The organism is Rhodococcus sp. IEGM1428, assembly GCF_050321865.1.
Classification (GTDB): domain Bacteria; phylum Actinomycetota; class Actinomycetes; order Mycobacteriales; family Mycobacteriaceae; genus Rhodococcoides.
The window spans coordinates 166,538-172,959 of record NZ_JBNQFW010000008.1; the positions used below are offsets into that span (position 1 = coordinate 166,538).

Sequence of the window (6,422 nt, forward strand, 5' to 3'; positions counted from 1 at the left end):
CCAGGCCCGTACAGGCCCGGACAACAAGAAAACACCGGACAGCTTCTATCTGCCCGGTGTCTCCAACCGAAGAATCTACCAGGGAGAGACACCACCATGACCGCCAGCGTCGAAACCACCACCGCCGCAACCGAAGCCCCCACGACCGGCACCACGCCGGTCGTGGGGGCGGGCGAGGAGTTCGCCCGCCTGCACCCCACCGCCCTCGAGGTCGGACCGAACGTCCGCAACGAGGTCGACACCGAATCACCGGCATTCCGAAACCTGGTTGCCTCCATCATCGAACACGGAGTGCTGCAAACGATCTCCGCAGTCCGCGACGGCGAGACCGTGATCGTCATCGACGGCCAGCAGCGGACCCTCGCCGCGATCGAAGCCGGGGTCGAGAGCGTGCCGGTGCTGATCAGGACCGCCGCCAGCAAGGCCAAGGACCGCGAGATCGAACGCCTCACCCAGCAGGTCGTCGCCAACGACCGCAGAATCGGCCTCACCGAAGGTCAGCGCGCGAAGGCAGTGACCGACATGCTCGAACTCGGTCTGTCGGTGCCCAAGATCGCCAAGGCCGTCCAGGTCAAGCGTGAGACCGTCAAAGCGGCAGGGGCAGCGGGCCGCTCGCAGACTGCGATCGGTGCCCTCGACGCGGGGCAGCTCACCCTCGATCAGGCGTCGATCGTGGCCGTGTTCGACGCAGAGGGCGACACCGCCGCCGTCGAGAAGCTACTGGGAGTTGCGCGGTACGACTTCCGGTGGACCGCGCAGCGGCTCCTCGAGGACCGTGCCGTCCGCAAGGCCCGCGCCGCAGCAGGCGCACCGTATGTCGAGCGAGGGCTGACCATCCTCGAGCAAGAACCGGCCTACGGCGGCCCGTACCTGCGTGCAGACGATCTGGTCACCGTCGACGGTGATGCAGTGACCGACGCCGTGATCGAGGCCGCAGCGGGGCACTGGGCGGTGTGGCTGTCGAAGGAAGACCAGTTCACCCTCACCGCGACAGGCGCAGTGATCGAGGAGGACAGCATCGACTGGGACACCAAGGGCGACCCGGAAGCGACACCCGATGAGGGGCTGCACCACCACAAGGACATCACCGCCGCCGAGGTGTGGGTGCCGGAGTACTTCACCGCCGACCCCGACGGCGCCGGTGTGAAGCCGGGGCCGATCCTCGCAGCCGCGCTGGCCGAACCCGCCGCCGATGTCGACCCCGCCGACGCCGAGGCAGTCGCTCGGGCGGTCGAGCAGAAGCGGCTCGCCGCTGAGGCAGCAGCGAAGGAAGCAGAGCGGGCAGCCCGTCGACGGACCAAGGCGCTCAACGTCGCATCGACCGCAGCGACCGTGGTCCGCAAGGAATTCGTGACCAAGTTCCTCACTCGCAAGACCCTGCCGAAGGGGGCCGCGAAGTGGATCACGGACACCCTGGTCGACGAGCCGGGACTGCTCACCCAGAACAAGGCGTCGCAGTACCTCGCGGAGCTGCTCGGAGTGACCGTGGCCGAGCCGACGACCACCCTCTACGGCGACTGGAAAGAGCGGGCCGCACGTGATGCGCTGGCACCGGTGATCGACAAGGCGAGCGACTCACGCGCGCAGGTGATCGCGCTCGCGCAGATCCTCGCCGCCTACGAAGCGCGGATGAGCGGGACCGGTAAGGACTGGTGGAAGCGAGTGGGAGGCTCCAACCAGGACAACTACCTGGGACTGTTGGCCGAGCAGGGCTACGAGCTGACTCCGGTCGAGCAGGTCGCAGCCGGGACGATGACACCGGAACAGGCGTACGACGCGCTCAGCGAGGAGAGCGTCACCGATTAGGACCGGCATCGGTGGCGGGTACCTCTACGGTGCCCGCCACCGGTGGCCTCGTCCCCGGCCCGGGTCGAGGGGGCCTGCGGCAGCCCCGTTATCTTCTTTCCACCCTCGTGAGCTGCGGGGGTGGGTCGTCTGCTCCGGTATGGCTCCGGCAGCCCGGACGGAACGCACGTCTACTCGAGTGTTGCCGCCGGAGCAGAGGGCGTCGGATCACCGCTGATAGAGGCGTGGCCGCATGAGGGAGCACGGCCTGCATAACGTGAGTGCCGGGAACCGATGCCGCGACCGCCGCGAAACATGTTGATGCGGAGAGTATGTGAACAACAAGCGATACGACATCTACTGCGGAATCGACGTCGGCAAGAGCGCCCATCACGCGATCGCGCTCACCTCCGACGGGCATCGAATCCTCAGCCGCGATCTGCCGCAGGACGAGGCGATGCTTCGCGCATTGTTCTCCGAGCTCGCGGAACACGGGTCGGTGCTGATGGTGGTCGATCAACCCCGCAACATCGGGGCACTGCCGATCGCGGTGGCCCGCGACAGCGGTATCGACGTTGCGTACCTGCCCGGCCTGCGGATGCGACGGATCGCCGCGCTGTATCCAGGGCAGGCGAAAACCGATGCCCGCGATGCGTTCATCATCGCCGACGCCGCCCGCACTTTGCCCGACACCTTGTTGCCGGTCACCCAGAACGACGACATCGTCGAAGGCCTGCGGATGCTCGCCGGGTTCGATGCGGACCTGGCGACCGAGGAGAACCGCATTTCGAGTCGCATTCGGTCGGTGCTGCTCTCGGTGCACCCCGCCCTCGAACGGGCCATCGGCAAGCATCTGTACCGTCCCGTCGCCCTGACACTGCTTGCCGAGTTCGGGGGATCGGTCGGGTTCGCGGCAGCAACCCCGGCGGCACTTCGACGCGTCGCGAAGCGGTCGGCACCACGTATCGGGGACGAGATCGCGGAATCGATCATCGCTACGCTGGCCGAGCAGACCGTGATCGTGCCGGGGGCGGAGAAATCGAACTTCGTGCTGAAAACCCTTGCGCGGCAGCTGAGTGAGGTCCGTCGTGCCCGCGCCGAGCTCGAGGAGCAATTCGAGTCGGAACTGAATAGACACCCCGCCGGGTCGATCTTGACCTCGATGCCGGGCGTCGGCGTTCGGATCGCCGCGACGATCCTGGTGGAGATCGTCGATGTCGAACGGTTCGGCAGTGCCGGCAACCTCGCCGCCTACGCCGGCGTGGCACCACGCACCCACCGTTCCGGAACGTCGATCCGAGGTGAGCATCGACAACGGGGCGGGAACACCAGACTCAAACGCGCACTCTATCTTTCGGCGTTCGCCTCGCTCCGTGAACCAGCATCTCGTGAGTACTACGATCGGAAGCGGGCAGAAGGAAAGGATCATCGATCAGCGCTGGTCTGCCTGGCCAGGCGGCGCACCAACGTGCTGTACGCGATGCTGAAGTCGGGAACCATTTACGAGCGCCGCGCACCTGGGCCGCGAATAGCGGTCGCAGCAGCGTAGGGAGCGTGTGGCTGGCGCGCCTAGCCTGCGGCGTATCTTGGGTGAATGGGGTCAAGCGCTCATCCACGCCCACGGGCGGTAGACCTGGCTTTTCAGATCAGCTGGTATTTGATCAGAAATCAGGACGCCGCAGCAGAGCAGCTGCAGGTTGCGGCAGAGGGGGAGGGCATCGACCGTTCCGAGATCTTCGCCGCCAAACGTATCGTTGCTGTGTGGCGTCTCGAGACGCGAGACGAAGCGAGTCTTCAGTCGAAGGTCCTGCAGTACTTCTACGACGATTCCGCTGCACGTGGCTATCTGCCGAAGGACGTGACGAGTCCCGACCTGGAGTACATGCGCAATCTGGAATCGCAGCACTATCGGAGGTAACACACCTCTTCCCGGTGTGGGGCTGACCTGCCAGCCCCACACCGGGAGAGAGATGCTCGTGAGCTATCCGTTCAGTGGTTCTTTCCCCCGTTGAACGGTGGTGGCAGGTCGTCAGAGCAGTACCCGACGATGTGGCTGGCTGGATCGCCCACCTCGCAGAACGCAGTTACCACACCGACGTCGTATTGGTCCGGTGCGCGACCTTCTGTGTCAGGGCCCTGCTGAACCACTACGGTAATGGAGTCGACGTAGTCTTCGTCGAAGTGAAGGGCCTCGGTGTAGGAGCACCGTTCCTTGTAGCCCAGTGGGGAGCAGAACGGAGCGTCCTGCGCGATCAACTGGAGGCTGTGGGGGCCGACATTATGGTCTTCCCCGGCATGGAGGCGTCCGAATCCGGCGTCGCTGAGTTCGGCTGAACCGTCGTTGTCGATTCGCGCTCCGCGTGCTTCACCTTTCCGCAGGCCCATTTCGTAGAAACTCAGGTCTTCGGTGACGCTTTCGCAGTTCCATTCTGATTTTTCGTAGTCCGTCGTGCCATCGGGGCATCCGGAACCGTCCTGTTGCTGCCTTGCCTGAGGCTCGGTGCCGTCAGATGAGCTTTGCTCGGGTTGTTCCGCTGGAAGGTCCTGCGCGCGGAGAGGTGGCAGAGAGGACGCGGCAACACTTGATGTGCTTCGAGCCGCGACGTTAGAACCCGGATATGCAGACCAGTTACCGACATGAGTCGATCCGTTGGTCAGGTCGGCTGTGATGACACCGGTTTGGAAAGTGTTCTCTCGGGTGCCGTACGGGTGATACCGGTCGGGTGTGTCCTGCTCGTCCGAGGTTGGAAACCCGAGGTAGCTGGTCTCTGCGCCGAGATCGACCCATGCTTGTTTGATCAGGCCGTAGATCGTGTGGGCCCCTGTCGCGAAACTGAAGTATATCGATCCACCTTGAAATTCCTGTCGCCTGCTGAGTCCATCGCCGAGGACGATCTCGTCGGTCGTTGGATACTGCAGGAATCCGGTTTCGTAGCCGTAATCTCCCCATTTGGTGAGGAAATCGTGCGCCACGAAGTGGGCTCCCGTATCGGGAGACCAGTAGATGTTGCCACCCACGAACTGAGAGCGGCGCCCGACTCCATCGGGGTTGACCAGCTCACCCGACGTCGGGAGCAGCAGAAAACTCTGCGGTCCGCCCAGCGCGAGATATTCGTCCAGAATCGCTCCACACACCTCATACGGTGACGGGGAGAAGGTTTGACACCCGGGGGTGGCTTGAACCTGTGCAGATCGCCCAACGTCGCTGGGGGCCGCCGGCGGAGCCTCCGTCGTCGTCGGTGCTGCCGTTGTAGTTACAGGCGTTGACGTTTCGGCTGGTGTCTGAGATTCCACGGCCGCCGAGGTCGTGGGTGTCGATGTGGTGGTCGGTGCTGGGGAAGTCGAGGCAGAGGGGGTCGCCGAAGAAGTCGGGGGAGTTGTCGAGCCGGTGACCGGCTCAGCGAACGCAATACCTGTGGAACTTAGAGTGATTGCGCCCACGGCCGCCAGTGACAACATCAGCAATCGATGTTTGGTCGGTAAGTGACGGGGCTCTCTACGCATCATGTTCGCTCGTTTCTGATAGAGGCACATGCGGGACCTGGACCGGACTCGACGAGCATATTGTTACTTCGAGTAAGTAGGAATACTTTTCCGATCATCTGCGCAGTTCGTCCCACTTGCCCGGGTGTACGAGTAGTGCCTCCATCCTCGATACGTCGAACCCGCGTATATCTCCTGCTCGGCCCTTGAGAGAGGTAGACCGCACGCGGACGGCCCGCACATCGAACACGATGTGCGGGCCGTCCGTCTCGCGCTCACTATCCCAATCAACCCCCGAATGGCCAGCTATCCTGGGATTGCGAAGAAGATAGAAGCACTCGAGCTCCCCCGCACCGCGCACCACCACCGCCGACCTGTGCTGCTCGCCGTAGCCTAAGGCCAGTTGCTCTGACGAGAATCCTCTCTGTAGTAGAAGAAGAATGCCGAACCAATGATCGGCACAAGCCAAGCTGCCAGAATCGAAATCGCCGTACGCCGCGCCGACAGAGGTGGCCCTGCAGCCGCGGACACATAGATAGCGAGACCGAACCACAGCAACACCAAAAGCAAACCGATACCTATTCTCAAGTAGAAAGCGTCAAATTCAGCGCCGCAGACGCCAGCGTTCACGCACTCGCTGAAACCAGCTTCGGCCAGATAAGTACTCACCGCCTCAGGCTAGCCCGCGCACATCGCTGCAGTTGCGAAGAAGATAGAAGCACTCGAGCTCCCCCGCTCGGCGCCCGACCACCGGCGCCCGCTCACGTCGACGCAGGCGGCTCGCGAAAGGTCAGTGTGCGGCGTTGTACGCCTCTTCGATGTCGACCGGGATCCGGCCGCGTTCGCTGATCTCGTAACCCTGGTCGAACGCCCACTGCCGAATCGCGCGCGTCTGCTCCGGATCACGCTTGACCGATCCGCCGGCCGCTGTCGCGGTCGACGCGGCAGCCGGGGAGGGCTTACGCTTGCGCCCACCGACCCGCGTCGCATGCCCGACGTAATAGCCGAGCTTCTTGTGAAACTCGGTGGCGTTCTTCGCTTTCAGGTCGATCACATACTCGACGCCGTTGATCGCGAATTCGATCGTCTCGCCGGACTCGTCGTCGATGACCGACCCGTCGATATCGTCCACCAATTGGGTTGTCACTCGTTTG

At 63.7% G+C, this 6,422-nt stretch carries 6 protein-coding genes; 3 read left to right on the top strand and 3 right to left on the bottom strand.

Going from position 1 to position 6,422, the window contains the following annotated elements:
- The first annotated feature begins 96 nt into the window (after positions 1–96).
- From ACQR3T_RS26505 to ACQR3T_RS26515, 3 genes are all read left to right on the top strand, one after another.
- On the top strand, positions 97–1,806 hold the full coding sequence (locus ACQR3T_RS26505; protein ID WP_428695533.1) for a ParB/RepB/Spo0J family partition protein: 1,710 nt from the start codon (positions 97–99) through the stop codon (positions 1,804–1,806).
- A gap of 313 nt (positions 1,807–2,119) precedes the next feature.
- Positions 2,120–3,334 carry an IS110 family transposase gene (locus ACQR3T_RS26510; protein WP_428695534.1) on the top strand — a complete coding sequence of 405 codons (1,215 nt, stop codon included), beginning with the start codon at positions 2,120–2,122 and terminating at the stop codon, positions 3,332–3,334.
- A 45-nt stretch (positions 3,335–3,379) separates the two neighbouring features.
- Positions 3,380–3,703, top strand: coding sequence for a hypothetical protein (locus ACQR3T_RS26515; protein ID WP_428695535.1), 324 nt, complete (start codon positions 3,380–3,382; stop codon positions 3,701–3,703).
- Between the two features lie 71 nt (positions 3,704–3,774).
- Here the strand turns inward: ACQR3T_RS26515 and ACQR3T_RS26520 are convergent, their stop codons facing one another.
- The 3 genes from ACQR3T_RS26520 to ACQR3T_RS26530 all read right to left on the bottom strand — a co-directional run.
- Positions 3,775–4,920, bottom strand: a complete 1,146-nt coding sequence (locus ACQR3T_RS26520; RefSeq protein ID WP_428695536.1) for an LGFP repeat-containing protein — start codon at positions 4,918–4,920, stop codon at positions 3,775–3,777.
- Positions 4,921–5,661: 741 nt separating this feature from the next.
- Positions 5,662–5,937 carry a hypothetical protein gene (locus ACQR3T_RS26525; RefSeq protein ID WP_428695537.1) on the bottom strand — a complete coding sequence of 92 codons (276 nt, stop codon included), beginning with the start codon at positions 5,935–5,937 and terminating at the stop codon, positions 5,662–5,664.
- Positions 5,938–6,058: 121 nt separating this feature from the next.
- On the bottom strand, positions 6,059–6,422 hold a 364-nt coding region (locus ACQR3T_RS26530; RefSeq protein WP_428695538.1), incomplete at its 5' end, for a histone-like nucleoid-structuring protein Lsr2.